Here is a 22717-nt window from a genome sequence, read left to right as displayed (position 1 = left end):
GGTATTCAATGTGCGTTTATTATTCCCGGATGTGATGAATAATAAAACATTTATGAGAGAATATCTAACCAACTTAATATTTAAAATTTTAGACAAAACGGTCAAAGTATTGTTTAATAGGGTACAGATGAATGAGTCAAAACGACCAGACACCAAAGGGGAGTTTAAATAATATGAAGTTGCCAGAATCAAGATTTTGCAAAGAAACAAGGGTTGTTAAAACAAGCAGGGTTTTTCCGCTTGATACGAATAATCACAATACGCTGTTTGGCGGAAAGCTGATGAGCTACATTGATGATATCGCTTCAATTTCCGCGGCACGCCACTGCCGGTGTGAAACAGTCACGGCCTCAATGGATTCTGTAGATTTTTTGCGCCCCATCGGCCAACAGGATTCCGTATGCCTTGAATCTTACGTCACATGGGTCGGCACATCGTCTATGGAGGTGTTTGTCAAAGTCATTAAAGAACATCTGATGACGGGCGAACGCGAGCTTGCGGCAACGTCGTTTCTGACCTTTGTCGCGCTTGATTCAAACGGGAAATCGGTACCCGTTCCGCGGATCGTGCCGGAAACTGAGGAAGAAATCATGCTTCACAATACGGCCGTTCAGCGCGCCGGAGAACGAAAAAACCGCTTAAAACACAGCAAGGCCCTGGCCGAGGCGCTCGGAACAAATAAACCTTGGTAATCGTCAAACCGCTTTTTTAAAAAGCGGTTTTTTTATGCTGAGAAAGGACTTTTCCTGCCGGATCCATAATCTATTACAGGGAAAGGAGACGTGGCGTGCATGATGAAACATAAGTCTTCCGGCACCATCCTGACAACCGGGCGTATCCGTCTGCGGACTATGCGGGATGACGATGAAGAAAATTTGTACGGGCTGTTTACCGACAGAGAGGTCATGAAATATTATCCTTCTCTTAAAAGCAGACGGGAAACGAAGGAATGGATTGCCTGGAACAAACGATTGGCCGCAGGATACGGCGTCAGTCTTTGGATCGCAGAGGATAAAGAGACGGGCGCATTTCTCGGTCAATGCGGAATCGTTCCGCAGACGGTAAACGGAAACACTTTGATGGAAATCGGCTATATGTTTGCCCGCCGCCGCTGGGGCTGCGGCTATGCGACAGAGGCGGCGAACGCCTGTCTGGACTACGGTTTTCATACGCAGCAATACGGACGCATAGCGGCGCTGATTGATCCGGAAAACGCTGCCTCCGTCCGTGTCGCGGAAAAAATCGGTATGGTGCCCGGTGAGACCGTTACCAAATGGGAGAGGCAGCTGACGGTTTTTGACATCACATCTGACGTTGAACGTTTCGGCGAAATGTAGTATGATACGAGCAGACATGTTTTCTAGGGTTCCGCATGTTCATACATGGCCTGGTCCGAGAGAAAACACATATGCGGACATATCCCGCATATGCACACGGAGGGAAAAAAGCCCGGGAGAGTCAATCTCATGTGAGACGACTATCCGGGCTTTTTTGTATTGTCCGGATACAGAAAGGGTGAAGAACATGAAATGGGGTTTAGTGGTCATAGCGGCCGTATTTGAAGTGGTATGGGTCACCGGCCTGAAACATGCTGATTCGGCACTGGCGTGGAGCGGCACGATTGTGGGAATCATCATCAGTTTTTATCTATTAATCAAGGCGACAGACAGCCTGCCCGTAGGAACGGTATATGCGGTCTTTACCGGACTCGGGACAGCGGGCACCGTGCTCAGTGAAATCCTGCTTTTCAAAGAGCAGGCCGATCCGGTGAAAATCGTGCTGATCGGCGTTTTGCTGATCGGTGTCATCGGATTAAAGCTGGTCACACAGGATAAGCCTGAGACGAAGGAGGAGAAGGCGTAATGCATTGGATCAGCCTGATAGCCGCGGGTCTTTGTGAAATGCTCGGGGTCATTTTAATGAATCAATTTCAAAAAGAAAAGAAAGTCAAATGGATTCTTTTCATTATCGCCGGATTTGCGGCTTCTTTTTCCCTGCTTTCTTATGCGATGGAGACGATCGCGATGGGCACGGCCTATGCGATCTGGACCGGTATCGGCACGGCGGGCGGCGCATTAGCCGGCATTCTTTTCTACGGCGAGCAGAAGGATGCGAAGCGCATCTTTTTCATTGCGCTTATTTTATGCGCTGCCGTAGGGCTGAAAATTCTTTCGTAAATTGATTTTTATCAAATTTTCAGTATAATCTATAATAAGTTACGAATTATGAAGATACGAGGGATTAAAACAGATGAATTCATATATGACACAGCGGCTGAAAGAATACCGCCGCGGGAATGAGGAAAAAGGGCGCCTGCTTGTCAGCTGCCCCGATCAGCCGGGAATTGTATCGGCTGTGTCCGCGTTTTTGTTTGAACATGGCGCAAACATTATTGAATCAAATCAATACACGACTGACCCTGAAGGCGGACGGTTTTTTCTTAGGATCGAATTCGACTGCAAGGGCATTCGTGAGAAAAAAGAGGACTTACAGCAGGCGTTCGCCTCAATCGCCCAGACATTCGGCATGACATGGAGCCTGTCTCTGGCAAGTGAGCTGAAGCGGGTGGCGATCTTTGTATCGAAGGAGCTGCACTGCCTTCATGAACTGATTTGGGAATGGCAAAGCGGCAATATGATGGCCGAAATTGCGGTCGTCATCAGCAACCACGAAGAGGCCAAAGAAGTGGTCGAACCGCTGAATATTCCGTTCCATTACATGAAAGCTAACAAAGACATCCGCGCCGAAGTGGAGCGGCGCCAGCTTGAGCTGCTGGAGCGGTATAAGATTGATGTGATCGTTCTTGCCCGCTACATGCAGATTTTGACGTCTGATTTTGTATCTGCCCATCCGAATCGGATTATTAACATCCACCATTCATTTCTGCCGGCCTTTATCGGCGCTAATCCGTATAAACGGGCTTATGAGCGCGGAGTGAAATTAATCGGCGCGACCTCTCACTATGTGACGGACGATCTTGACGAAGGGCCTATTATTGAACAGGATATTGAACGCGTCGATCACAGAGATCACGCAGAGGATCTGAAGAATATCGGCAGAACGATTGAGCGGAGCGTGTTGGCAAGAGCCGTAAAATGGCATCTGGAAGACCGCGTCATCGTTCACGGAAACAAAACGATCGTATTTAATTAATGACGGTCCGCCGGGGAGGCGGACTGTTTTTTATGGATGAAAATGTCTTGACAAGAACCTGTTTTCTTTGCATAATATAAAAAAATCATTGAGCGTTGAAGAGGATCAGTACGCAGAACTTTCTGTGACAGAGAGCAAAATGGCCCGCTGAAACATTTTGCCGCATGAAACCTGCCGAACCTGCCTTGGAGTCCTGAGGGGAAAACTCAGGCGCGATAACCTGGCGTTACAGGAAAGCGGGACGCGTGAAAAACGCGTTCAAACAAGGTGGTACCACGGAAAGCCCATTTCGTCCTTATTTTTCAGGACGGAATGGGCTTTTTTTATTGACGGGAGCCGGTTTGGATTGATTGCCACGGAGGAGAAACGATGAAAAAACAAAGAATTGTTGTGAAAATCGGGAGCAGCTCGCTCACCAACAGTAACGGAAGTATTGATGAAGCAAAAATCAAGGAACATACGGAAGCCATTTCTTTATTAAAAGAAAACGGGCATGAAGTGATCCTCATTACCTCAGGCGCGGTGGCAGCGGGTTTTTCCGCTCTCGGCTATCCGTCGCGACCTGTTACGATAAAAGGAAAGCAGGCAGCTGCCGCAGTCGGCCAGACGCTTTTAATGCAGCAATATATGGACCATTTAAAAAGATACGGTCTGACGCCGGCACAAATTTTATTAACAAGAAATGATTTCTCAAAAAGAGAGCGGTACAGAAACGCCTATGCCACTGTAATGGAACTGTTGGAGCGTGGAGTCGTGCCGATTATTAATGAGAATGATTCCACATCAGTCGAAGAGCTGACGTTCGGTGATAACGACATGCTGTCGGCGCTTGTAAGCGGTTTGATTCATGCAGACCAATTAATGATTCTCACAGACATTAACGGGCTGTACGATGCCAATCCGAATGAAAACCCGGACGCAAAGCGGTTCGACTATCTGAATGACATCACACCAGAATTGCTCGGATATGCCGGATCAGCAGGCTCAAAGGTCGGCACCGGAGGTATGAAGTCAAAACTTCTCGCCGCCCAGACCGCATTGTCGCTCGGGGTGAAGGTATTTATCGGAACCGGCTCCGGACGGGAAAAACTGATGGTGATTTTAGACGGAAAAGGCGACGGCACTTATATCGGCGATAAAGACCTGTCCTCAGTGAATAATACACGGCAATGGATCATGTTTCATTCTCCGATATCAGGGGAAATCATCATTGATGGGGGAGCGGAGCAGGCGATGATCCATAACGGGTCAAGTCTCCTCCCGGCCGGTGTCGCCGATGTCTGCGGCAGTTTTCCGAAAGGGGCCGTAGTGGAAGTCAAAGGGCCCGGCGGCATGATCGGCAAAGGGCAGACGCAGTACTCATCCGATGAAATTTTAGAAGCCAAAGGGAAGCGGAGCGACCAGCTTTCAGGAACGAAGCAGGTGGAAGTGATTCACAGAGATGATTGGGTGAATTTATTTGACGAGGGGGAACACAAATGAGTGAAGTATTGCAAAAAGCAGCCTTGGCAAAAGAAGCGGCTGCCGAAATGGTCATGAAAACGACGGCTGAAAAAAACGAAGCGCTCCAATGTATTGCAGACGGACTCAGAAATGAACGCCGGCTGATTTTAACAGAGAATCAGAAAGATATTGAAGCGGGACGGAACAGAGGACTGACACCTGACATTATTGACAGGCTGACTCTTGATGAAAAACGCCTGCTCGATATCGCGGACGCCGTGGAACTGCTGATCGGTCTTGAAGATCCCGTCGGTGAATCGCTGGAGACCATTCAAAAAGAGAATGGATTATCCATTGAAAAAATCCGCGTGCCCCTTGGAGTAGTGGGCATGATCTATGAGGCCAGACCGAACGTTACCGTAGACGCGGCCACACTCTGCCTGAAAACCGGAAACGCGGTTGTGCTCAGAGGAAGTTCTTCCGCCATCCACAGCAACATAGCGCTTGTCAGTGTGATGAAACGCGCTCTGGGGCTGTCAAAGCTTCCGATTGATGCCGTTCAGCTCATAGAAGATACAAGCAAAGAAACCGCCAAACAGCTCTTTACATTAAATGACGGGCTGGATGTATTGATCCCGCGCGGCGGTAAAAATTTAATTGATCTTGTGGTCAGGGAATCAACCGTACCCGTTTTAGAAACCGGAGCGGGCAATTGCCACGTGTACATAGATGAGTCAGCAGATCCTCAAATGGCAAGCGAGGTCGTCATCAATGCCAAAACACAGCGTCCTTCGGTCTGCAACGCGATTGAATCTCTTTTGATTCATGAAAAATGGGCCGAAGAACACGGACGAAAGCTGCTGAATCAGCTGACAGAAAAAGGGGTGGAGCTCCGAGGAGACCAGGTGATTTGCGGACTGGAGCCTCAAGCGAAACAAGCAGAAGAAGCCGATTGGGGAGCGGAGTACCTGGCGCCGATTCTCAGTGTGAAAACGGTGCAGGACGTACAGGAGGCGGTCCGCCACATTCAGCAGTACGGCACAAACCATTCAGAAGCCATTCTGACGGAGAACGCCGAGCATGCGGCTTACTTCCAGACCGCCGTTGACGCCGCCGCCGTGTATCATAATGCTTCAACCCGGTTTACGGACGGTTTTGAATTCGGATACGGAGCCGAAATCGGCATCAGCACGCAAAAGCTTCACGCGAGAGGGCCGATGGGGCTTCCGGCGTTAACATCTACAAAAATCATCATCAAAGGAAACGGACAAATCCGCGTATAATCTTTTAAGCTTATCCTTCAAAAAGGGTAGGCTTTTTTTATGCGGAAAGATTGACGGTCTCTATTATATTGTGTAAAATTAAATTGTACGCAATATAATAGAGGTGAATTCACATGACAAAACCATTATTTACTGCAACCGTATCAGCCGCCGGCGGACGTGAAGGGAAAGTCACGTCTTCTGACGGAGTGCTGAATCTTGATGTTGCCATGCCGGGAACGCCAAGAGCAAAAAAGCTCGAACATGCTACAAACCCTGAACAGCTGTTTGCCGCAGGATATTCAGCCTGCTTTGACAGCGCTCTTCAGCTCGTAGCGAGAAAAGAGCGTCTGAGTATTGAAACAGAGGTCACTGCGCATGTCAGTCTGCTGAAAGATGAAGCAGACCAAGGATATAAACTAGGCGTTACGCTTGAGGTCAAAGCATCCGGCATTGATAAACAGGAGCTTGAAGCCCTTATCCAAAAAGCGCACGGTGTCTGTCCGTATTCAAAAGCGACAGCGGGAAATATTGAAGTGAAGCTTCTGGCAGCAGAATAAAAATAAGGATGCCCATTCGGGGCATCCTTATTTTTTGCCGTGCAGCGTATTCAAAACCTCATAAAGCGACTGCTTTAACTGCTTTAATTCCTCTTTTGACCGTCCCGTCTGTTCCAGCATGGCAATGGGGATATCCGCCGCTGTTTTCTGCAAGGCCCGTCCTTCATCTGTGAGCCTGATCGTCACGGATCGCTCGTCTTCAGCCGACCGCTTTCTCATGATGATTCCGTGCTGCTCCATCCGTTTCAGCATCGGTGTCAGCGTTCCGGAATCCAGGTACAAAAGCTCACCCATCCGTTTCACATTCAGTTCTTCGTGCTCCCATAATAAAAGCAGCGCCAAATATTGGGGATAAGTTACGTTGAGCTTATCAAGCAGCGGTTTGTACCGTTTCGTCATTTCCCTTGAGCTTGCGTACAGCAAAAAACAAAGCTGATTCTCCAGTTTCATATGTTCAAAATCTTTTTCTGCCATTACTTCTTTCACCAACTCTTTGTTTGTTAACGTTACCCCTATTGTAGCCGAAAAACGGCCCATTTCCTATTCCAATCATGTTTAAAAATATGAGCAGGGGCAATATATACAGTAAGTACAATGAGGAGGCTGATAATAATGGCATTATTTACTGCAAAAGCGACCGCAGTCGGCGGACGAGCAGGACATATTAAATCCGAAGACGGGGTGCTGGATTTTGACATCATCATGCCGAATGCAAAAAAAGACGGAGAAACCGGCACAAACCCTGAACAGCTCTTTGCGGCAGGATATGCTGCCTGCTTCGGGGGAGCGCTTGAGCTCGCCGCCCAAAAACAAAAAATCGACATGACCTCTGAAATTGAAGGACAGGTCAGCCTTTTAAAAGATGAGAGTGACGGAGGTTACAAAATCGGCGTAACGCTCGTCATTGATACAAAAGATCTTGACAAAGAAACGGCGGAGAAGCTAGTGCACGCCGCTCACGAGTTCTGTCCGTATTCAAAAGCAACAAGAGGAAATGTAGACGTCAAACTTGAATTAAAATAATTCAACGAACGAATATCCCGGATTTTATATCCGGGATATTTTATTAACGAAAACATCAGTAATGATCTCTTCTCTCCCGGAATATGAATACGATATAGCACTTTTGCATAATGACACCAAGAGAAAAGAGGGAGAAATCGATGTCTCTTCCAAACATACCGAACATCACCCCCGACATTACACTCTCCAGATGTGAGACCCTGAACCTCCTTCTTTCATCCGTGGCTATGGAAGAAATCGGACTATCCCATATTCTGCAGGCGGAAGCGGAAAGGATTCAAATGTTTCTCGGCGCTTCCGGCGATCCCTCCTTGGAGGAATTGTCATCAATCAATAGAAGCACTGAACGGCTCCTGCGCACCGTCATGAAATCACAACTCCTTTTGCAGACGAAGCTTGAGGACATTATCTTCTTACAGGATTCTGAAGTCTGTATGGATCCGGACGACCCGAGCAATCCGAGTGATCCGGGCGATCCTGATGACCCGTGGAATCCGGACGACCCAAGTAATCCGAGTGATCCAGACGATCCTGATGACCCGTGGAATCCGGACGACCCAAGTAATCCGAGTGATCCGGGCGATCCTGATGACCCGTGGAATCCAGACGATCCCAGTGATCCGGAAGATCCGTGTGACGGCCTGTTTTACGGGCGCATTGGCTGCTGTGAGTGCGGGGATTGTGAGGACTGCGGTTGGAAGAAAAAAGGCGGGGATCGTTCATAAAAAAAGAGACGGGTGAAGCACATGCCGTATTCAAGCATCTCAAAAGCGAAACAGGCATCTTTTGAAGCCATGCATTGTCTCACGATTGCGCTGTTACATATATTATCTGTGACCGTGGATAAAAGAAGGGGTTCAAATTACAAAGAAGAAATCAGGCTGTTCTCCGCATTGTGCCGCTGGCAGATGGAAACAGGCGGCCGTCTGTTTTTAATGATCAGCCTGGAAGAAGAGCAGAAGCAGATGTATGAGCGGCACTTTCATGAGATGAAGACAGTGACGGAACGAACGAAAAAATTCATTTTTGAAAGCCCGCGCGAATTCCGGGCGCATCCCATTACGAAGCGGGCTGTCAGGCAGCTTCAGGAATGGAATACGGAAACTGCCGAACCTGCCGTCAGATGGGTGCGGCCTGTCATCATCACGATGAACGGCACTCCTGAACGGCCTTGGTTCAATCAACAACTCCAAAATCGGGAAAGGTGAGAAAATGAGCGGAAATGCTGAATGTAAACTGACTCTTTGCATGATTGTGAAAAACGAGGAGAGATACATCTCCCGTTGTTTATCAAGTGTACAAGACATCGTTGATGAGATCGTCATCGCAGACACCGGATCACAAGATAATACAAAAGATATATGCAAAAGCTTTCAGGCAAGAGTGTTTGATTTCGAATGGGAGAATGATTTCGCAAAGGCCAGAAATTACGCCCTGCAGCATGCCGAAGGAGATTGGATTTTAGTGCTTGACGCGGATGAAGAGCTCGATCAGGAGACGGGCCGTTTTTTAACTTCGCTGCTTCATGACGGATTACCGAGCCGGGGCCTTTTGAAAATCATCAATTATACGGGGAAGCAGCTCGATGAAAACGAAGCGTTTGAAAGCATGCAGCCGAGACTGTTCCGCAATCATAAAGGCCTTCTGTATCAAGGCAGAATTCACGAGAATATCTCGGCTTCCAATGAGGAAGAAAACAATGCTTTTTTCACGCTCCCATGTGTGATTCATCACTACGGCTACTTGGAGCAGGAAGAAAAGATCAAGCAAAAACATAAACGGAATATCAGCATTTTAAATGAAGAGCTTTCAGAGGAAAATCCTGATCCGTGGCTTGTCTATCATTTGGCAAGTGAATGCTACAGAATCAAAGACTATGAAAAAGCATTACATCTTGTCAACGGCTCAATTTTCCAATTTTTAAGCGAAAAACGAATGCCTCCGTCTCTCCTGTATTATTTGAAATATACAATATTGCTTGAGCTCAAACGGTATGAAGAAGCCGAACAAGGGATTGAAAAAGTGCTCAAGCTATATCCTGATTACAGCAATCTTCATTATTATAAAGGCCTTGTATTATATCATTTGGAAAAGTACAGAGCGGCAATCAAAGCATTTGATAACGGAACGCAGGTTGAAGGAGAAAACGCTGATCACTTCATTTTAAAAGGTGCCGCCGATTTCAGAGCCTTTTATTATATGGCGAAATGCCATGCTGCATTAAACCATGATATGACGGCCATCGCTTACGCCAAAAAATCGGTGAAGTTCAATCCTCAATTTAAACCCGCGAAAGAACTTCTGTCTCAATTAAAAAAGGATCAGCGGACAAACGCCTGATCCTTTTTTGCATGTTCCATTAAGATAATCGAATAATGTTTAAAGCTGCACCGACGCTTCCTCCAAGCAATGTGGCCGTACTCAATAATCCGAACAGCTGAAGCTGGATGGTGCTGCCTGCTGGCAAAGTCACAATAAAGGAGTTATTAAAGTTTGCCAAAGACGCGACCGGGGCGATAATCGAACTTGCAGGAGGAGTGCCGTTGATTAAAATACGCGAACTTACAAGCAAGCCGGCCGTTAAATTAATATGGTAGGAAATATAGTACCGTCCCGCCGGAGCAACGGTAAATATGGTATTTGCGGCATTAGCCGTAATATCTGCCGAAAGGTTTTGTTCATTCGGTAAGGAAATGGTCGTGCCGCCGACAATAACTGCGACAACACCGCCGCCCGTATTGCTCGCATAGCCGGAAGTTGCTGTCAGACTTGTTCCGGTGCTTCCGGTCGGTCCGGTGCCGCCAGTAGCGCCGGTACTCCCGGTCGGTCCGGTGCCGCCAGTAACGCCGGTGCTTCCGGTCGGCCCGGTACCGCCAGTAGCGCCGGTGCTTCCCGCCGCAGCTAAAAGTGTATAGTCAGCTGAGGCTCCAGGGGTTCCCGCCGGGCTGTTTACGTTTGCGACGTAAGAGCTTCCGTTATACAAGACAACCTGTCCGGTTGTGTAAGTGGGGGCAATCAGCGGATTAAAAGCAACAATCCCTTGAAGGCCCACACCGGTGACCCCCGTAGGTCCGATTGCTCCCGTCGGTCCCGTCGGCCCCGCCAGTGTAGGGATATTTGAGATACTGTCCAATTTTGAACCGAGAAGAAGCTCCTGTTTCATTAAGCTGTCAAGCGTATCCCGGACGCTCTCATTCAGGTTAAGAATATCCGCAAGACTTGACGGGGGCCCTGTTAATCCGGGAATCGCTCCGAGCGCGTATTGGATTTTTTCACCTTCCGCATTCAGAATATGTGCCATTCCCAGCTCTTCCATAGCAATTGACGAAAGAAGAAGGTTAATGGTATCGTCTCTGGAAAGTGTAACGACAGGGGTGATATTGGGCAAATTAGGCTGTGACACAATGTCCCTCCTTATGAGTTGGCTGAAAATCATTTTATTACGAACAAAGTTCCCCGAAATGAGCGTAAGCAGTACTGTATCAGTATATTCACGGATTCTGTCCAAGTTTCTGAATGGATTCCCTTTATAAACCAATTGAGCGGGTTATACCGCTGTTTTTGATTTCATGATATATGAAGGAAATACTTTAAATATAGAGAAAATACATCGCACAGCATTCGCAAATCGGTCAAAATGACAGCGGGACATGTGATCGTCTATAAAGCGATGGCTATATATCTTGTGCGTTTCCTGCAAAAACTCTCTTTTTCATTTCAAGTTTTCTGTATAAAAGGGCGAGAAGCATGGATGGGATCGTACAAACAATCATTCCGATAAAGGCATACCGGGGTTCAATTTCATATAAAAAACCTCCGAAAATAGTAAATACCGCAGTGCTCCAGCTGAGAGCAAGCGCTGAATATATGCCTTGGGCTTTCGGGATTTGCGCGGGTGAAATATTTTTAATTAAGTATTTCATAAATGCATAGTGTCCCATCGCGAATGAACAGGCATGCAGCGTCTGCGCAATACAGAAAATGATGACATGCGGAAAGGCAAATACGAGTATCCAGCGTACGGTAGCACCAAGCGCCGCCAACGCGAGCAAAGAGCCTGCCGTAAATTGATGAAAGTATCGGTCAGCGATTGCAAAGAAGATAATCTCCGCGATAACGGCGATGTTGATGATGATTCCGATGGCATATGCGGGGGCATCGATTTCCTGCAAAAAGAGATAACCGTAATTGTAATAAGACGCATGTGCCGCCTGCAGTAAGATAACGATTGCGAGCACCAGACCGAAATATTTGATGCGGAATAAGGCAAACATGCCCTCTTTTCTTGCGCTGTCTGTTTCCGGCCGTTTTGAAAGAACAGCTGGCGCATGCATAAAGCTGAGGCATGCGAATATCAGGGTGCCTAAAAGCAGTGCCCATAAAATCGCTTGATCTCCGAATATACCTGTAAAGACGGACAGGATGACGCCGGCTGAAACAAAACCCGCGGACCCCCACTGCCGGCTTGTCCCATAGGCCTTTAATTCGTTATGCTGTACAAGGACGCCGCAAGCGCTGTCTAAAGCAGGCATTAAAGCAGGATAAAACACATGCAGCACTAATGTGACAAGAAGCAGGCTTTGAAAAGAATCAGCGGGAATATAACATAAAAGTGCGAGAAACGTCCCGATTCTGGCGCCGTTTAATAAGGCTTTGCTGCTGAATTTTCCTGATAAATAAGGAAAGAAAAATAATGTGGAAATCCCTCTTGCCGCCAAGCCCAAGCTCATAATGAAACTGGCTTCGGATACGGAAACCCCTTTTATATGCACCATCCATCCCGTCCAATAGGGCAGAAAAACACCCCATGTCATAAAAAAACTAAAAAAATGCAGACTCATCCAGCGATATGCTTTCATTCCCGTTCCTCCTTTAATTGGCATGTTATCATGTAAAGACATAAAGACAATATGAGATATCTCATATTTTTGGGGTGGACGATGGAAATTTATAAAGGCGAGAAAAAGCGGCATCAGTTAAAAAAACACTCAATCGCGCATTTATTCTCTTTCCCCGCTGGAGAGTTTATGGAAGTGCGCGAATATGAGCGGGACGAATGGATTATTCAAGAGGGCAGGAGGCCTGACTTCCTGTTTTACGTGATTGAAGGAAAAGCGAAAATATATGTAACCCATCAAAACGGGAAAGTTTCTTTAATTAATTTTATCAACAAAAATGATTACATCGGAGAGATGGAACTATTACATGAAGTGTATTACACAAAAGGAATTCAAGCCTCAGCGAAGACTGTTTGTTTTGCTCTGCCTATTTACCGCTGCCGCGCGCAATTGCTGCAGGATGCGAAATTCCTGCGTGAGTTGGCTAAGTTTCTAAGTGCTAAGGCGACGCTTATGGCTTCGAAATATTCACAAAGTCTGGCGTTCCCGCTTGAATACCGGCTGGCTGATTTTATTTTGCAGACGGCTTATGAAGGGGTTTATAAAGAGAAGCACGTAACGGTCTGTGATTATTTGGGTGTATCTTACCGTCATCTCTTGCATGTGCTGACGCAATTCTGCCAAAAAGGGTATTTGCAAAAAGAAGGGCGGGGCTATCAAATTAAGTAGCATGATTCACTAAGTGAACTTGCGGAGGCGCTGAAGAATAAATAGCACGCCCAGAAAAAACAGCCACCCGCGATTTGCGGATGGCTGTTTTCATTATACAAGCTGAGCTTGTTTTTTTCGTGCCTGTTTCGCGGCGTCGACCATATTTTTTAAGGCCGCAACGGTTTCTTCCTGCTGTCTTGTTTTCAGTCCGCAGTCCGGGTTTACCCAGAAGCGGTCAGTCGGACACACTTCAAGCGCGTCATCAATAATTTGATAGATTTCTTCAGTTGCCGGCACACGCGGGCTGTGAATGTCGTAAACACCGAGTCCGAGGCCTTTCACGTAAGGATGTTCTTTCAAGTATTCTAAAAATCCTCCGTGGCTTCTGCTGTGTTCGATTGTAATGACATCCGCGTCAAGATCATTGATCGTATCTACGATATCTTCAAAGTTGCTGTAACACATATGCGTATGAATCTGCGTCTCATTTTGCACAGAAGACGTCGTTAACCGGAATGCTTCTGCGGCCCAAGTTAAATATTCATCCCAATCCTGCGTTTTTAACGGCAGTCCTTCGCGGAGCGCGGGTTCATCTACTTGGATAATCTGAATACCGGCATCTTCAAGCGCTTTTACTTCTTTTCTGAGGGCAAGCCCGATCTGGAAGGCGATTTCTTTTCTTGAAATATCCACACGCGGGAATGACCAGTTTAAGATGGTGACAGGTCCCGTCAGCATGCCTTTCATGTGTTTTTCCGTCAGCGATTGGGCGTAGACCGTATCTTTTACCGTCATCGGTTCGATAAATTCGACATCTCCGAAAATGACAGGCGGACGTACGCAGCGTGAACCGTAAGACTGCACCCATGCATATTTCGTAAAGGCGAATCCGGCCAGTTTTTCACCGAAGTATTCGACCATGTCCGTCCGCTCAAATTCTCCGTGAACGAGCACGTCTAAGCCGATTTCTTCCTGAATGTCAACCCAGCGCTTCGTTTCCGCATTAATAAAGGCTTGGTACTGTTCATCCGTCCAATCTTTTTTGCGCCATTTTTGCCGTGCGCTCCGCACCTCTGCAGATTGAGGGAAGCTTCCGATTGTCGTCGTCGGCAGAAGGGGAAGACCGAGTGATTCATTCTGCAGCGCCAATCGTTCTTCAAAGCTTGCCGGACGGGAGAAATCTTTTTCCGTCAGCTGATTCAGCTCTTCTTTTTGAGCTGAGTTCGCTCCTGTTGCGAATGCTTTTAAAGCCTTAAGTGCCGCTTTTGATTCTTCGATCTGCTCACTGACGGCCGCTTTGCCGGACAGAAGCCCTTCTTTTAAGACGCCGAGTTCCGCCAGTTTTTCTTTAGCGTATGACAGGCCGTTCAGCAAATCCTTTTCAAGATGCTCGTCAGGGTGTTTCGCCACCGGCACGTGCAGAAGGCTGCTTGAAGGCTGAATCCATAACTCCTCAACATCAGCGTGGCTGAGGATATCCAGAGCCGCGTCCAGGCGTTCTTCAACATCGATTTTCCAAATGTTGCGGCCGTCGACCACACCGGCTGCCAGCACTTTATCTTTCGGGAAGCCGTGCTTTTTCAGCTGCTCAAGGTTTCTGCCTTTATCATGCACGAAGTCAAGCCCGATTCCCTGTACGGGATAAGAAACGAGTTCTTCATATGCATCAACAGAATCGAAGTATGTCTGCAGGAGGACATTCAGTCCTGAAAGCTCTTTTGTGATCGCTTCATAGAGTTCTTTTGCGGCACGGACGTCTTCAGAAGAAGCTGTCACAAGGGCCGGCTCATCGATCTGAACCCATTTTACGCCTTCAGCTTCAAGTTCTTTCAGCAGCTGCACATAAAGAGGAACAAGGCGTTTTTGAATCGCTTTCGCTTCTGATTCTTCGTATCCTTTCGCAAGTGTGACGAATGTGTACGGACCGACGATGACAGGTTTTGTTTCCGCTCCGAATTCTTCTTTGATCCGGCGGTAGTCGTCAAGCTGTTTGTTTCTCGTCAGACGGAATTCAATGCTTTCGTCATATTCAGGGACGATGTAATGGTAGTTGGTATTAAACCATTTCGTCATTTCACTGGAAACGGCGTCTTTTACACCGCGGGCAATCGCAAAGTATGTATCAACGGGATCCGTGATGCTGCGGAATCTTTCCGGAATCCAGTTAAAGCTGACGGCGGTATCAAGCACATGGTCATAATGGGTGAAATCAGAGACCGGCACGATATCGACATGTTGGTCAAGCTGTGTTTTGACAGCTGATAAGAATAAACCGTCAAGCTCTTTAAGAAACGTTTCTTTATCAGTTTTACCTTTCCAATAAGCCTCAAGCGCTTTTTTCCATTCTCTGTTCAAGCCGATTCTCGGAAAACCGAGGTTCGAAGTTTTGATTGTTGTCATTAAGTTTCCTCCTTTAAGTGAGATGTAACAAAAAAGCCTCTTTCTCATGAGAGAAAGAGGCTTTAACTTCAAAATGCAAGCCTCTCTTATCTCTCAGATCACGTCTGATGGAATTAGCACCGTGCCTTATGAGACATTCGTCTCGGCGCAAAAATCACGCGCCCCATTTCACAATGGAATTACGGTCGGTTGCTGTTGGGGTCAAAAGGCCAATCCCTCGCCCAACTCTCGATAAGAGAAAATATTTCAATTTTTTTGAAAAGTTACATCATTTGTTGGTTATCTTATCAGCTTATTCAGATCACTGTCAATAGAAAATCTCACATTTTAAAAATTAGTGATGTGACAAGCTGATCAATCATTATATGAGAAAAATATCAGAAAGACAGCAGCTGTGCCTGTTCGGCTCTTTCCATCAGCACTTCAGGCGCGTCTAAATACAGGAATCCGTTCCCGGCCAATGTTTTGGCGATGTCCAAAGGAAGGGTCCGCCGCACGAGCTGGGCGTAGACTTCAGTCTCAGAAAGCGTCCGCTGAAACGCGTCCTGTTCAAGCCCTTTTATTAAGGCAAGCGCTCCGCTCACATGCGGGGCGGCCATTGAAGTGCCCGTCAGCTTCCCGTATTTATGGTTGGGAAGGGTGGAGAGAATATTTTCTCCCGGAGCCACCAGGTCAATCTCTTTGTTGGCGTTTGAAAATTCAGACGATTTACGGGCGATTGAGACTGATCCGACTGCGATCACTTCGTTGTAAGCGGCCGGATACGACAGTTCCTCTGTACGCTCGTCTCCGTCGCCTTCGTTTCCTGCCGCGCAAACGACCAGAACACCGCTTTTTACCGCATTTGCGACGGCTTCTTTCAATTCTGGCACATCGCTTGGCCCGCCGAGTGACATGGAAATGATATCGGCCTTTTGTTCAACGGCGTAGTTGATGCCGTTAATGATCCATTCGTATTTGCCGCTGCCGTTTTGACCGCCGAGAACTTTAACGATTAAAAGGCTTGCTTCCGGCGCGACACCCGAAATTCCGCCGTTTGAATCATTGGCGGCAATCGTTCCGGAAACGTGTGTCCCGTGTCCGTTATAATCGGAAATCGCGTCTTCTTTGCCTTCGTCATCATCGGTGAAGTTTTTCCCGCCGACAATCCGGTCTTTCAAATCAGGATGATTGATGTCGCAGCCTGTGTCAAGCACCGCGATTTTAATATCCTTGCCTTTAAACCCTTTTGCCCACAACTCTGGCGCCTTAATCACTTTAATACCCTCTGGAAGCTCGTTCACCTCCATGATCTGTTCATCCGTGACATAAGGAATCAAATGCATTTCACCATTCATAAAAAAGCCCTCCTTTTTTATGCTTGCGAGTGGATACAAGGGTGTTGCTACTATTTTATGGCAGAGCATGCCGGCCGGAAAGAGTCATTTGAAGCATTTTCATAAAAAAGGCGTAATCTATCGCACTAAAAAATTTCAAATAAATGGATAGTTTAACAGCTTTTATTTTCATTCATGATCCGCTGACGCTATAATTGGAAATGGGAAAGGAGAAGAGATATGAAGATAAGTGAAGCATTATACAGCTATTTTTCAGAACAAGTGGATCAAATTGCGAAAGAGTGGATCGAAACGATGGAAGATTCGGATCCGAATTCGATTTATTCTTTGACAAACCCCGTCATCACAGAAGAACTGACGGAGCAGGATAAAGAATTTTACCGGCATATTAATAAAATGTATATCATGCCGGAAAAAGAATTTTTAGAAGAGTTCGAGCGGTGGGTGATTGAGCTTGCGAAAGACCAGAAGCATCTGGATACTCCCGTCCAGTATGTGGTCCGTGAATTCATGAGAAACCGGAGACTATACGTCAGTTATTATAATGCGTTTGCCGATAAACATGAATCTTCGTTTGCACAGGGAGAAAGGAAGAAATGGGAGAATTTAATTGTACAAGTATTTGATTTTACGATTTATACGTTTGTCGATCATGCCGAGTATAACTCAAAAATGCAGCTGAATGCGCAAAGAGAAATGATTTTGGAGTTAAGCTCGCCGGTTATCACGCTGAGCAAACGGACGGCGCTGCTGCCGCTTGTCGGCGATATTGACACGGAGCGCGCCAAATTCATTCTTGAAAATACGCTGAGCACATGTGCAAAACGGCTGATTGAACATCTGCTAATTGACCTGTCGGGTGTAGTGGTTGTCGATACGATGGTGGCGCATCAGATTTTTAAATTAATTGAGGCGCTGAAATTGATCGGCGTCACGTCCACTTTATCCGGAATCAGACCGGAAATCGCTCAAACCGCCGTACAGCTCGGCATTAATTTCTCAGATATTACGGTCAAGTCCAATCTCGCTCAGGCTCTCAATTATCATCAATAACATACATAACAAAACAGGCTGCCGAATCACTCCGGCGGCCTGTTTTTATACAAACAACAATGAAATGAGCCAGCTTGCGCCGAATAACAGAAGCACGAGCAGGAAAAAGCACCAGTCGGCGCGGCGCACGGTAACAGTTCTGTAAAACGTGCGGTTTCGGCTCCCCGTAAAGCCTTTAGATTCCATCGCGATCGCCGTGCGTTCCGCCTTTCTGATTGCGCCTGCCAATAGCGGAATGGTGAAGCGCCTGAAGGCGGAGAGCTTTCCTTTCAGCCCGGAATCAGACCCCGCGCCCCTGATTCTGTGCGCCTGCCGGATGATCAGGATTTCATCTTTCAGAAGAGGGAGAAACCGGAACCCCGCGATAACGCCGTATGCAAGCTTGGGCGGCAGCTTACACTGCTGAATCAGACTGAGCATGAACAGAATCGGATCGGTTGTGAAAAGAAACATCATCGACAAAGCGGAAAAACATAAAATACGAAACGCGATAGAAATCCCGAGCGCCGCGTTATCACTGTTGACGGCAATCGGCCCGAGCTTAAACAGCAGATTGCTTCCGGTTGTCGGGACGTTTCCGAATACGGCGGCTGTCCATAAAGAACCGAAGGCCAGAATGACAAACGGAATCGTGAACAGCAGCCATTTTTTCAGCGGCACACGCCCCGCCGAGAGGACGCCTCCCGCAATGATGATATAAAACAAAGCAGGGGTGTACGGATTATAAATAAACGACAGCATAATGACGCATAACAATACAGCCGCCGCCTTTATTGACGGGTTAACAGCCTCCAGCCGCAAGTTCATTTCTCCGCCTCCTGTCGTGTTTCATCCATTCATACCGCAGCGGCAAAGCCAAATGCGCCTGCTCGGCGATCCCGGTGTTATCAGAAAATAAAGCGTCGGGAGTTCCCCGGAATACCAGTTTCGTGCCGCAGAGCACAAGGATCGTGTCGGCATAATCTGAGACGAGTTCCATATCGTGTGTCACCATCAAAACAGCCGTTCCTTCCTTTTGAATCTCACGGAGCATTTGCATACACTCCCGCGCCGTTTTGGCATCCTGTCCGAAAGTCGGTTCATCAAGCATCAAAACGTTCACATTGTGCATAAGCATCGTTGCGACGCTGAGCCGGCGTTTTTGTCCTTGGCTTAAAGAAAACGGATGCTGTGAGGCATGGCGTCTCAGGCCGAATCGGGTTAACAGCTGAAGAGCTTTCTCCTTTGCGGCTCTGCTGCTTTCAAAACCGAACATCAGCTCTTGAATGACGGAATCTGTGACAAACTGGTGTTCAGGATTTTGGAAAACATATCCGATCAGCCGCCGCAGCTCTTTTTCAGAATAGGAATCAATCGGTCTGCCGTCTATTTTGATGTCTCCGCCCAGCGGACGGATGAGCTTGGCCGCGGCAGAAAGGAGCGTGGATTTTCCTGTTCCGTTAGGGCCGGCAATCGCGGTGATTGAACCTTTTTTTACGGAAAAGCTCACATCCTGAAAAATGACGTCTGCCCCTCTTGAGAATGACAGCTCGTGAACGCTCAGCGCGTCTTCTGCCGAAAGCGCGGCGGGCCGGGGTTCGGGCAGAGACGGTACAGATTCTTGAAACAGCTTTTCTTTACACAATGTAAAAGGAATGCTGACGTGCTCCTGCAATGAGATCACACGCGGAATCGGAATGCCGAGCTCTATCAGCTCTTCAATCTTTGTTTCAAAGATAACGTCCGTCTCTCCGTCCATCACCTTCTGACCCGTTTCGTCAAGGACAATCGTCCTGTCCATCCACGGCGCCCAATGATCAAGCTGATGTTCGATAACGAGAAGGCCGAAGCCTTTTTTTGCTTGAAGATCTTTGATCAGCCGCACTAATTCACGTGCGGAATATGGATCAAGCTGTGCCGTCGGTTCGTCCAAAATAATGAGTTCCGGTTCCATCGCAATGATACAGGCAAGCGCCACTTTTTGTTTTGAACCGCCTGACAGCGAAGCGATCGTTCGCGTTTTCAGATGAGTGATCTCTAATTTTTCTAAAACGTCATCGATGATTGCGTCCATATCTTCTTTTGTATATTGCAAATTTTCCAGGCCGAAGGCGATTTCATCTTCAACCGTCAGCATGCAAAACTGCTGGTTCGGATCTTGAAACACGACGCCGATGGATCTGGCGGCGGGCTCTGTCAGATGTGAAAGAGGTGTTCCGTATAAAGAAACGGTTCCCGATTGAACCCCATCGCATGCTTCCGGGTACAGACCGTTTAAACAGAGAGCGAGCGAGCTTTTGCCGCATCCGCTCGGCCCGAGCAATAAAGCCCTCTCTCCTTTCCGGAGCTGAAAGGACACGTTTTGAAGAATCGGCTTTTCATCCTGATCATAAGAAAAGGTAAGACGGCCGGCCGATAGAAGGGGCTCAGATGCCTGCATCTTGGTTCACCTGTTTCTTTTTCTTCTTGAATTGTTTTCCGAGCGCCATGCCGTTCAGCACTCCTGTGTAAGCCAGCGCATCACTGATTGCTTTGCCGAGAAGGCCGGCAAGAAGCGCACCTGAGACCAGACGGATGAGAAGCATGACGGCTAATAAACCCGGATTCAAAACAGAGTATCCGGAAACGAACAAGTCATAAATGAAGCTCGTCACAGAAGACCCCATACCGGATAAAAGAAGCACGGGCAGGGTATACACCCGCCAGCGTGTCGCTAAAAAGACCGCTTCCGCACCGATTCCCTGTGCGATCCCGATCAGAATCACCATCGGTCCTGACGGATTTCCGAGTAAGCACTCCACAAACGCGGCGATGATTTCAGAAACGAGAGCCGCTCCCGGTTTTTGAATAATGTACGCGGCAATCACCGAGACGATAAACCAGATACCGTAAATCGGTTCGTAGCTCATCCGGCCGAAAAACCCTGCCGCTATATTGCTTGCATGAGTTGATACTAAATAAATGACAGCAAATACAACACTGATGACGGACATGACGACAATTTCTCTCATTTTCCAATTTTTCATTGTGATCTCCTGCTTTCTTATCGGATAGTGGTATGTATGAAAGAGATGATTTTACAGGCGGTTTATATTCAGTTTCATATTGCGGTGTCCTCCCCCGTTTTTTAATGAAAAATAAAAAACTGCATATCCGAGGGAATATGCAGCAGCAGAACGAAAACGCATGGGGAAAAAACCTGCGCTCCGGTCAATCTGCACTTCCCCACGCTGGTATTATCCAGATCGGGTTATAAGGGATCAAAACACGCCTGCCGCATGTTTTATCTCAGCCGATAACAGCACCCCTAGTGCGTTTCCTATACAGTTTTTTATGATGACATCATCATAGTTGATCATGTCTGATTTGTAAACAGCCTTTCTCCGAACAGAGTTTGGAATCGGACCGGATGATCATTCATAAAGATAAGAAGAGCCCTTTTGATCAAAAGGAAACGGAGGACATCTATGTTTGTTCATACAGTGCAGTCTGGTGACTCGTTATTTTCCATCAGCAGAAAGTACGGATTCCCTGTTGACAGCATCAGAAGTGTCAACGGGCTTGAGGAAACGAATATCGTTCCGGGGCAGGCGCTTTTAATCCCTCTTAATGAATATACGGTTCAGCCGAATGATACGTATGCCGTTATCGCAGGTAAGGCTTATGTGCCGCAGATGCAGCTGATGCAGGCAAACCCGGATATTCCGCCGAACCGGCTGCGGGCGGGTATGAAAGTGAAGATCCCTGATATCTCTAACTATCTTGCGGGAACCCTGCAATTTTATGTCATTCGGACGCCTGAAGCGGATAGAGAGCTAATTAATGATTTTGCGCCGTATTCTTCGGCGATTTCTTTGTTTGAATATCATTTTGGCCCGAATGGAGATATCATTAACGATTTAAACGACAGAACCGCAATAGAAACCACATGGCAGAACAGAGTGCGCCCGCTTGCCGTCATTACGAATCTGACAGAAGGGGGATTCAGTCCGGAATTAGCCCATCAAGTGCTGCAAAATCCGACGGCAAGAACGAATCTCGTCAACAATATCGTCTCCTTAACCGTAAGAAAGGGATACGGCGGTGTAAATATCGATTTTGAACGGATCAGAGAAGCTGACAGGGACCTCTTCACAGGATTTCTCCGGCAGTTAAAAACCCGGCTTTCGGAGCATCAGCTCGCGTTAACGATATCGGTTCCGGCAAAAACAAGTGATGCAGTGCCGTGGCTGAGGGGATATGATTACGGCGGAATCGGAGCCGTCGTCGATTATATGTTCATTATGGCGTACGACTGGCACCACGCCGGCAGTGAGCCGGGACCCGTGGCGCCTTTGACAGAGGTCAGGCAAACGATCAATTTTGCCATCAGCAGGGTGCCGAGAAGAAAAGTGATTCTCGGTGTTCCGCTGTACGGGTATGATTGGGTGATTCCGTACCGTCCGGGAACGATCGGATCCGCCATCTCCAATCAGCGCGCCATGGAAACGGCCATGAAGCATCAATCAGTGATCCGTTATTCCCAGCAGGAGCGTTCCCCTTACTTCCGGTATACTGATGAAAATGGAAGAACGCATGAAGTGTGGTTTGAGGATGTGCGGAGCATGAGTGAAAAAATGGTTCTCGTTCGGGAGTTCGGACTGCAGGCGATCGGCGCGTGGCAATTAACGCTCGGTTTCAAACCGGGCCCGTGGCTGCTTAGGAACTTTTTCACGATCCGAAAAATATAGCTGCTTGTCCCGCTCCGCAAGTGATTTTTTTCCTATGATAACGGGTCTTCTTTTGGACAATCTAAAATTGAACAGGAGGTCTGTCATATGAAGAAAAGGGAAGAGCAGTATATCAACGAGGCTGAGTATGTACCGCATCCGACAAAAGAAGGGGAGTACGCGCTCATGCTGCATGAATCCTATCATTTCCTTTCAGAAGAGGATGAAAGCGATTTGCCGGAATAAGGG

24 protein-coding genes, 3 riboswitches and 1 other annotated feature are annotated in these 22717 nt (G+C 47.4%); of the genes, 16 read left to right on the top strand and 8 right to left on the bottom strand.

Annotated elements, in window-relative coordinates; genetic code table 11:
- Positions 1 to 173 precede the first annotated feature (173 nt).
- The 8 genes from BZ167_RS02920 to BZ167_RS02885 all read left to right on the top strand — a co-directional run bounded on the left by BZ167_RS02920 (position 174) and on the right by BZ167_RS02885 (position 6418).
- A complete protein-coding gene (locus BZ167_RS02920; protein ID WP_007407238.1) occupies positions 174 to 692 on the top strand; it encodes an acyl-CoA thioesterase in 519 nt (172 codons plus the stop codon).
- 99 nt (positions 693 to 791) lie between these two features.
- Positions 792 to 1337, top strand: coding sequence for a GNAT family N-acetyltransferase (locus BZ167_RS02915; protein WP_007407237.1), 546 nt, complete (start codon positions 792 to 794; stop codon positions 1335 to 1337).
- 12 nt (positions 1338 to 1349) lie between these two features.
- Positions 1350 to 1458: riboswitch (guanidine-I (ykkC/yxkD leader) on the top strand.
- A gap of 66 nt (positions 1459 to 1524) precedes the next feature.
- Positions 1525 to 1863 (top strand): DMT family transporter, encoded by a 339-nt coding sequence (locus tag BZ167_RS02910; RefSeq protein WP_015239709.1) that lies wholly within the window; start codon positions 1525 to 1527, stop codon positions 1861 to 1863.
- A complete protein-coding gene (locus BZ167_RS02905) occupies positions 1863 to 2177 on the top strand; it encodes a DMT family transporter (RefSeq protein ID WP_007407235.1) in 315 nt (104 codons plus the stop codon). Before BZ167_RS02910 ends, BZ167_RS02905 begins: the two co-directional genes overlap by 1 nt.
- A 73-nt stretch (positions 2178 to 2250) precedes the next feature.
- A complete protein-coding gene (gene purU, locus BZ167_RS02900) occupies positions 2251 to 3153 on the top strand; it encodes a formyltetrahydrofolate deformylase (RefSeq protein ID WP_007407234.1) in 903 nt (300 codons plus the stop codon).
- A gap of 86 nt (positions 3154 to 3239) precedes the next feature.
- Positions 3240 to 3453 (top strand) — a binding site (T-box leader).
- Positions 3454 to 3522: 69 nt separating this feature from the next.
- Complete coding sequence (proB, locus tag BZ167_RS02895) at positions 3523 to 4635, top strand: glutamate 5-kinase (RefSeq protein ID WP_015417312.1); 1113 nt, start codon at positions 3523 to 3525, stop codon at positions 4633 to 4635.
- Positions 4632 to 5879, top strand: a complete 1248-nt coding sequence (gene proA / locus BZ167_RS02890; RefSeq protein WP_015417313.1) for a glutamate-5-semialdehyde dehydrogenase — start codon at positions 4632 to 4634, stop codon at positions 5877 to 5879. The genes proB and proA overlap by 4 nt, the downstream gene beginning before the upstream one ends.
- 113 nt (positions 5880 to 5992) lie before the next feature.
- The gene (locus BZ167_RS02885; RefSeq protein ID WP_007610880.1) at positions 5993 to 6418 is read left to right on the top strand and encodes an organic hydroperoxide resistance protein; all 426 of its coding nucleotides are present in this window, start codon (positions 5993 to 5995) and stop codon (positions 6416 to 6418) included.
- A 27-nt stretch (positions 6419 to 6445) separates the two neighbouring features.
- Here BZ167_RS02885 and BZ167_RS02880 read toward each other — a convergent pair whose 3' ends face one another.
- Positions 6446 to 6955: a MarR family winged helix-turn-helix transcriptional regulator gene (locus BZ167_RS02880; protein ID WP_015417314.1), complete on the bottom strand. Its 510-nt coding sequence runs from the start codon at positions 6953 to 6955 to the stop codon at positions 6446 to 6448.
- A gap of 75 nt (positions 6956 to 7030) precedes the next feature.
- Here BZ167_RS02880 and BZ167_RS02875 point away from each other — a divergent pair, with 75 nt between their 5' ends.
- The 4 genes from BZ167_RS02875 to BZ167_RS02860 all read left to right on the top strand — a co-directional run bounded on the left by BZ167_RS02875 (position 7031) and on the right by BZ167_RS02860 (position 9781).
- Complete coding sequence (locus BZ167_RS02875; protein ID WP_015417315.1) at positions 7031 to 7441, top strand: organic hydroperoxide resistance protein OhrB; 411 nt, start codon at positions 7031 to 7033, stop codon at positions 7439 to 7441.
- A 140-nt stretch (positions 7442 to 7581) separates the two neighbouring features.
- Complete coding sequence (locus BZ167_RS20430; RefSeq protein WP_031378796.1) at positions 7582 to 8166, top strand: alpha-helical endospore appendage domain-containing protein; 585 nt, start codon at positions 7582 to 7584, stop codon at positions 8164 to 8166.
- Between the two features lie 21 nt (positions 8167 to 8187).
- Positions 8188 to 8649 (top strand): hypothetical protein, encoded by a 462-nt coding sequence (locus tag BZ167_RS02865; protein WP_031378795.1) that lies wholly within the window; start codon positions 8188 to 8190, stop codon positions 8647 to 8649.
- A 4-nt stretch (positions 8650 to 8653) separates the two neighbouring features.
- Entirely contained in the window at positions 8654 to 9781 is a 1128-nt protein-coding gene (locus tag BZ167_RS02860; RefSeq protein ID WP_015417318.1) for a glycosyltransferase, read from the top strand.
- 19 nt (positions 9782 to 9800) lie between these two features.
- On the opposite strand, the gene BZ167_RS02855 is transcribed toward BZ167_RS02860, so the two are convergent.
- Together BZ167_RS02855 and BZ167_RS02850 are read right to left on the bottom strand one after the other, a co-directional pair.
- Positions 9801 to 10844 (bottom strand): BclA C-terminal domain-containing protein, encoded by a 1044-nt coding sequence (locus BZ167_RS02855; protein ID WP_033574643.1) that lies wholly within the window; start codon positions 10842 to 10844, stop codon positions 9801 to 9803.
- Between the two features lie 271 nt (positions 10845 to 11115).
- Positions 11116 to 12300 carry an MFS transporter gene (locus tag BZ167_RS02850; protein ID WP_015417320.1) on the bottom strand — a complete coding sequence of 395 codons (1185 nt, stop codon included), beginning with the start codon at positions 12298 to 12300 and terminating at the stop codon, positions 11116 to 11118.
- A gap of 81 nt (positions 12301 to 12381) precedes the next feature.
- Between BZ167_RS02850 and yeiL the strand changes: the two genes are divergently transcribed.
- Positions 12382 to 13008 (top strand): transcriptional regulator YeiL, encoded by a 627-nt coding sequence (yeiL, locus tag BZ167_RS02845; protein WP_050515818.1) that lies wholly within the window; start codon positions 12382 to 12384, stop codon positions 13006 to 13008.
- A 93-nt stretch (positions 13009 to 13101) separates the two neighbouring features.
- Here the strand turns inward: yeiL and metE are convergent, their stop codons facing one another.
- Positions 13102 to 15390 (bottom strand): 5-methyltetrahydropteroyltriglutamate--homocysteine S-methyltransferase, encoded by a 2289-nt coding sequence (gene metE, locus BZ167_RS02840; RefSeq protein WP_033574642.1) that lies wholly within the window; start codon positions 15388 to 15390, stop codon positions 13102 to 13104.
- 83 nt (positions 15391 to 15473) lie between these two features.
- A riboswitch (SAM riboswitch) is annotated at positions 15474 to 15628 on the bottom strand.
- A 139-nt stretch (positions 15629 to 15767) separates the two neighbouring features.
- The gene (locus BZ167_RS02835; protein ID WP_015417323.1) at positions 15768 to 16727 is read right to left on the bottom strand and encodes a S8 family peptidase; all 960 of its coding nucleotides are present in this window, start codon (positions 16725 to 16727) and stop codon (positions 15768 to 15770) included.
- Between the two features lie 219 nt (positions 16728 to 16946).
- Here BZ167_RS02835 and BZ167_RS02830 point away from each other — a divergent pair, with 219 nt between their 5' ends.
- Positions 16947 to 17780, top strand: coding sequence for an STAS domain-containing protein (locus BZ167_RS02830; protein WP_033574641.1), 834 nt, complete (start codon positions 16947 to 16949; stop codon positions 17778 to 17780).
- A 45-nt stretch (positions 17781 to 17825) separates the two neighbouring features.
- Here BZ167_RS02830 and BZ167_RS02825 read toward each other — a convergent pair whose 3' ends face one another.
- From BZ167_RS02825 to BZ167_RS02815, 3 genes are read right to left on the bottom strand one after another with little or no spacing between them, the layout of a single operon-like run.
- Positions 17826 to 18587: an HMP/thiamine ABC transporter permease ThiX gene (locus BZ167_RS02825; RefSeq protein ID WP_007407220.1), complete on the bottom strand. Its 762-nt coding sequence runs from the start codon at positions 18585 to 18587 to the stop codon at positions 17826 to 17828.
- Entirely contained in the window at positions 18562 to 20199 is a 1638-nt protein-coding gene (locus BZ167_RS02820; protein ID WP_033574640.1) for an ABC transporter ATP-binding protein, read from the bottom strand. Before BZ167_RS02820 ends, BZ167_RS02825 begins: the two co-directional genes overlap by 26 nt.
- Entirely contained in the window at positions 20186 to 20785 is a 600-nt protein-coding gene (locus tag BZ167_RS02815) for an ECF transporter S component (RefSeq protein ID WP_003154744.1), read from the bottom strand. The genes BZ167_RS02820 and BZ167_RS02815 overlap by 14 nt, the downstream gene beginning before the upstream one ends.
- Positions 20786 to 20964: 179 nt before the next feature.
- Positions 20965 to 21078, bottom strand: a riboswitch (TPP riboswitch).
- A gap of 148 nt (positions 21079 to 21226) precedes the next feature.
- On the opposite strand from BZ167_RS02815, the gene BZ167_RS02810 reads away from it, so the two are divergent.
- Positions 21227 to 22489 carry a glycoside hydrolase family 18 protein gene (locus BZ167_RS02810; protein WP_033574638.1) on the top strand — a complete coding sequence of 421 codons (1263 nt, stop codon included), beginning with the start codon at positions 21227 to 21229 and terminating at the stop codon, positions 22487 to 22489.
- An 87-nt stretch (positions 22490 to 22576) separates the two neighbouring features.
- Complete coding sequence (locus BZ167_RS20045) at positions 22577 to 22714, top strand: transcriptional regulator SplA domain-containing protein (RefSeq protein ID WP_003154740.1); 138 nt, start codon at positions 22577 to 22579, stop codon at positions 22712 to 22714.
- Positions 22715 to 22717: the final 3 nt, after the last annotated feature.

This window comes from Bacillus sp. 275 (assembly GCF_001999205.1).
GTDB lineage: Bacteria > Bacillota > Bacilli > Bacillales > Bacillaceae > Bacillus > Bacillus velezensis.
Note: the sequence above shows the minus strand (reverse complement) of the source record. Positions and strands in the feature narration are given on the sequence as shown.

Coding starts and splice junctions, on each gene's coding strand:
- BZ167_RS02920 (WP_007407238.1), top strand. CDS start 174: ATGAAGTTGCCAGAATCAAGATTTTGCAAAGAAACAAGGGTTGTTAAA.
- BZ167_RS02915 (WP_007407237.1), top strand. CDS start 792: ATGATGAAACATAAGTCTTCCGGCACCATCCTGACAACCGGGCGTATC.
- BZ167_RS02910 (WP_015239709.1), top strand. CDS start 1,525: ATGAAATGGGGTTTAGTGGTCATAGCGGCCGTATTTGAAGTGGTATGG.
- BZ167_RS02905 (WP_007407235.1), top strand. CDS start 1,863: ATGCATTGGATCAGCCTGATAGCCGCGGGTCTTTGTGAAATGCTCGGG.
- purU (WP_007407234.1), top strand. CDS start 2,251: ATGAATTCATATATGACACAGCGGCTGAAAGAATACCGCCGCGGGAAT.
- proB (WP_015417312.1), top strand. CDS start 3,523: ATGAAAAAACAAAGAATTGTTGTGAAAATCGGGAGCAGCTCGCTCACC.
- proA (WP_015417313.1), top strand. CDS start 4,632: ATGAGTGAAGTATTGCAAAAAGCAGCCTTGGCAAAAGAAGCGGCTGCC.
- BZ167_RS02885 (WP_007610880.1), top strand. CDS start 5,993: ATGACAAAACCATTATTTACTGCAACCGTATCAGCCGCCGGCGGACGT.
- BZ167_RS02880 (WP_015417314.1), bottom strand. CDS start 6,955: ATGGGCCGTTTTTCGGCTACAATAGGGGTAACGTTAACAAACAAAGAG.
- BZ167_RS02875 (WP_015417315.1), top strand. CDS start 7,031: ATGGCATTATTTACTGCAAAAGCGACCGCAGTCGGCGGACGAGCAGGA.
- BZ167_RS20430 (WP_031378796.1), top strand. CDS start 7,582: ATGTCTCTTCCAAACATACCGAACATCACCCCCGACATTACACTCTCC.
- BZ167_RS02865 (WP_031378795.1), top strand. CDS start 8,188: ATGCCGTATTCAAGCATCTCAAAAGCGAAACAGGCATCTTTTGAAGCC.
- BZ167_RS02860 (WP_015417318.1), top strand. CDS start 8,654: ATGAGCGGAAATGCTGAATGTAAACTGACTCTTTGCATGATTGTGAAA.
- BZ167_RS02850 (WP_015417320.1), bottom strand. CDS start 12,300: ATGAAAGCATATCGCTGGATGAGTCTGCATTTTTTTAGTTTTTTTATG.
- yeiL (WP_050515818.1), top strand. CDS start 12,382: ATGGAAATTTATAAAGGCGAGAAAAAGCGGCATCAGTTAAAAAAACAC.
- metE (WP_033574642.1), bottom strand. CDS start 15,390: ATGACAACAATCAAAACTTCGAACCTCGGTTTTCCGAGAATCGGCTTG.
- BZ167_RS02835 (WP_015417323.1), bottom strand. CDS start 16,727: ATGAATGGTGAAATGCATTTGATTCCTTATGTCACGGATGAACAGATC.
- BZ167_RS02830 (WP_033574641.1), top strand. CDS start 16,947: ATGAAGATAAGTGAAGCATTATACAGCTATTTTTCAGAACAAGTGGAT.
- BZ167_RS02825 (WP_007407220.1), bottom strand. CDS start 18,587: ATGAACTTGCGGCTGGAGGCTGTTAACCCGTCAATAAAGGCGGCGGCT.
- BZ167_RS02820 (WP_033574640.1), bottom strand. CDS start 20,199: ATGCAGGCATCTGAGCCCCTTCTATCGGCCGGCCGTCTTACCTTTTCT.
- BZ167_RS02815 (WP_003154744.1), bottom strand. CDS start 20,785: ATGAAAAATTGGAAAATGAGAGAAATTGTCGTCATGTCCGTCATCAGT.
- BZ167_RS02810 (WP_033574638.1), top strand. CDS start 21,227: ATGTTTGTTCATACAGTGCAGTCTGGTGACTCGTTATTTTCCATCAGC.
- BZ167_RS20045 (WP_003154740.1), top strand. CDS start 22,577: ATGAAGAAAAGGGAAGAGCAGTATATCAACGAGGCTGAGTATGTACCG.